3 protein-coding genes are annotated in these 2,952 nt (G+C 29.7%); all 3 read right to left on the bottom strand.

Annotated features, from left to right (window positions below):
- Positions 1 to 759: 759 nt before the first annotated feature.
- The 3 genes from AC3DU7_RS29985 to AC3DU7_RS29975 all read right to left on the bottom strand — a co-directional run bounded on the left by AC3DU7_RS29985 (position 760) and on the right by AC3DU7_RS29975 (position 2,343).
- Positions 760 to 924: a hypothetical protein gene (locus AC3DU7_RS29985; protein ID WP_488042890.1), complete on the bottom strand. Its 165-nt coding sequence runs from the start codon at positions 922 to 924 to the stop codon at positions 760 to 762.
- Positions 925 to 973: 49 nt separating this feature from the next.
- Entirely contained in the window at positions 974 to 1,444 is a 471-nt protein-coding gene (locus tag AC3DU7_RS29980; protein WP_488042889.1) for a response regulator, read from the bottom strand.
- Positions 1,445 to 1,971: 527 nt separating this feature from the next.
- On the bottom strand, positions 1,972 to 2,343 hold the full coding sequence (locus tag AC3DU7_RS29975; RefSeq protein WP_488042888.1) for a hypothetical protein: 372 nt from the start codon (positions 2,341 to 2,343) through the stop codon (positions 1,972 to 1,974).
- Positions 2,344 to 2,952 lie beyond the last annotated feature (609 nt).

Below are 2,952 nucleotides of genomic sequence, written 5' to 3'. Positions count from 1 at the left end.
AATCGATCAAGAGAATAAATTTTTTTCTTATTTGTCAATCCTCTCTCTTTTAGGGATATGAATGGCTATATGTTTATGGTTTTGTTAAGGCTAAAACTAGGAGAAACAAGCATGGTATTTAATCCCAAGAGTCAATACATTATGGTTGAATGTTGTTTACAAACAATTTGCTGAGGATGTAGGAATTTCTGACAAAAAAAAATTTTATTAATTGAGGATAATGATGGATGGCATAGGAGTCAAAAATGTCAAATTCCAGAAGGAATAGAAATAGAAATTCTACCACCATATTCGCCCCTATTTACAAGCAGCAGAACGCTTATGGAAATTGGTGGATGAGCTATGAGTAAATCAGTGTTTTGACACTATTGATTGATGAGTTAGAAGAGATTTTAATAAAAAGATGTAATGTGCTGACTGAAATGAAAACAGAAATTAAAAATTTAACTAATTATCACTGGCTAAACTTCACCTAAATATAATGGGGTTTTGAAAACCGGATTTGGTATAATATTATCTAAGGTTAACTACTGAATTATAATTATCTAATATCCGATTGAATACTTATAAATTAATAGGGATCAAACTCTGTGCCACTGAAGCGAAAAAAAAACTTTCTTCTACTCTATGCTTATTTACTTTCTTTATACACCCTGAACCCTTAATATATTTCTATTCAACCGGATAAGAGCGTACTAATTATTATTAGTATTGTCGCTAATTGTATGTTTTATTTTTGGGAATTTATTAGTTTCAATTTCAGAGATTTGAAACTTCATGCACTATAGTAGTTTTAAACAAACTGACAATTTTTATTGATTTTATTGAAATAGTTAAATCAATTTCAGGTTGATAAGGTACAACTGTTTTGATTATCGATTCTATATTTCCAAAACCTAGAACTTCATCTGTCATCAGTATCATAATTATTGTATTGTTTCAAGTGATAAATATTTCAGTTTAGAGTTTAAATTTAAGCAAATTTATTAGTGTAATTTTTGCATGCAAGATTTATCAATCTGATACAACCTTTTCTTAAAGTAGGTATATATTTATTTTCAGATATTTCTACTTTAGTAATTCCTAACTCTACAATCATAGCTATAATTTCAGAATGTTTGAAAGGTTTACTAAGATAACCATCTGCACCATATTTCATTGCTTCGTGGTAGTCGCTTTCATCATTCTTGCTAGTGCAAAAAATGACAGGAATCTTCTGTACTTGAGGATCGGACTTAATTTGAGTACATACAGCATAGCCATTTAATTTTGGTATCATAATGTCTAGAAGCACTATATCGGGTTTTTCACAATAAATTTTTTCTATGGCTTCGACACCATCATTAGCTTCTATTACTTTTAATCCTAGTTGTATAAGAGAATAAGAAATAATCTTCTTATGCATAGGATTATCTTCTACCAACAAAATTCTTTTCTTGAACATTTTTCTACAATTATCCTTATTGTGTATATGTCTACATATAGAAAAGTTGTTTGTTTATATAGCTGCTCTATATCAGTAAGTAAATGGGAAAATTTACAAGTGTCTGAAGCAACTATAAGGGAGTGTAAGGTTTGCGCAGCATTCCGCAAGGAAGACAATCTCAAGAGTATGAGATGCATCAAAATTTCGTTACATAGTTTAGATTTATTTATGTCTATACTTTTTTAGTAATGTTATAATATTAAACATAAATGTATTAACTAAAAAGTGATAATTTGATTGTAATTATGTGACTAAAGTCACATAATATTAGTGACTACAAATTATCTATAGATGTTTATTAAAAATCATGCTACAAAAAACAAATCTGAATTTTATACCTGGAAGGAGTTTGATTTTGCCTATCCATAAGCAATTAGAACTTCTGCCTTTCCATTTGTCATGCTGCGCAAACAGCTCCCGCTGTTTTCTGTTTTCTTCAATCTTTTAACTTATTTATATTAACTATAACTATATATTATTAGTAATTAACTCAAAGAAACAGGGAACTTTTTAGAGAGAAAATTTTTCAACTCAATCATTAGGTCTTCATTATTTCTGCGAGCTTCCCAAATTCCAGAAGTATATCTATCTATTTGCCATTTTCCTTGCATAAAATTTTCATCTTCAGCAATAGTTCCAACATAATAAATAATGTATTTTGAATTTGTAATATAAAGCTTTGTAAAACTAATTGTGCGCCCAATAACTTCACCCTTTAATACAGCTTCTCCTAAATAACTATCATCTAATATATTTCCACTCAAAGTATTACCACCTTGAATCAAAGTAGCTTCAAATCTTGTAGGATTTCCCTGTTGCCAATAAGTACCTAACCAACTTCCACTTAAATTTACCATTAGAGTTAATTTTTTATATCAATACAAAATTTGACACTTTGAAATTTGAAGGAGTAGTCATTTCAGTTATTAGTTAGTAATTAATATCATCTCCGGATAATTAATGATAAAAAAGCTTTTATCTTAAAACTTTCTCCTTTCCTTCTGCTTTCTGCCTTACTTTATCCAAAGTGTTAAGTATTTAACCGGACATGATATAGCAACGTGTGCTGGCATATTTACAAATTACAATAACTGTCCAATAACTAAAAGTCTTAATATTATTGGTTTTTGATTCCCCCTGTTGCCTGTTGCCTACGTACAGGGCTATGACAGTACCTCTTGCAATATGTAGCCAATAAAATACTGAATTTTCTTTTTTTTATCTTTTCTTTTACCGAATAATTCAATAATTCAATAATTCAGGTTTAAAGCCTCCCCTTGAAAGGGGCAAAAAATAAATTTTCTCCTTTTATTCAATCCTCTTCCTTTTAGGGAGAGGTAATTATCAATTATCCATTATCCATTATTGAAGGGTTTAATACCCCACCGTCACTTGCGGTGTTTAAAATTGCTTGGGGTTATACAGCGCTTTTCATTTGAGTAGACCACAAAATTATTTTTGGCACT

Source organism: Okeania sp., assembly GCF_983059655.1.
The sequence above is the reverse complement of the archived record's forward strand: the minus strand, read 5'-3'. Positions and strand labels throughout refer to the sequence as shown.

What these genes read in the sequence shown, in the direction of transcription:
- AC3DU7_RS29980 (WP_488042889.1), bottom strand. Translation starts at nt 1,444, where the DNA reads ATGTTCAAGAAAAGAATTTTGTTGGTAGAAGATAATCCTATGCATAAG.
- AC3DU7_RS29985 (WP_488042890.1), bottom strand. Translation starts at nt 924, where the DNA reads ATGATACTGATGACAGATGAAGTTCTAGGTTTTGGAAATATAGAATCG.
- AC3DU7_RS29975 (WP_488042888.1), bottom strand. Translation starts at nt 2,343, where the DNA reads ATGGTAAATTTAAGTGGAAGTTGGTTAGGTACTTATTGGCAACAGGGA.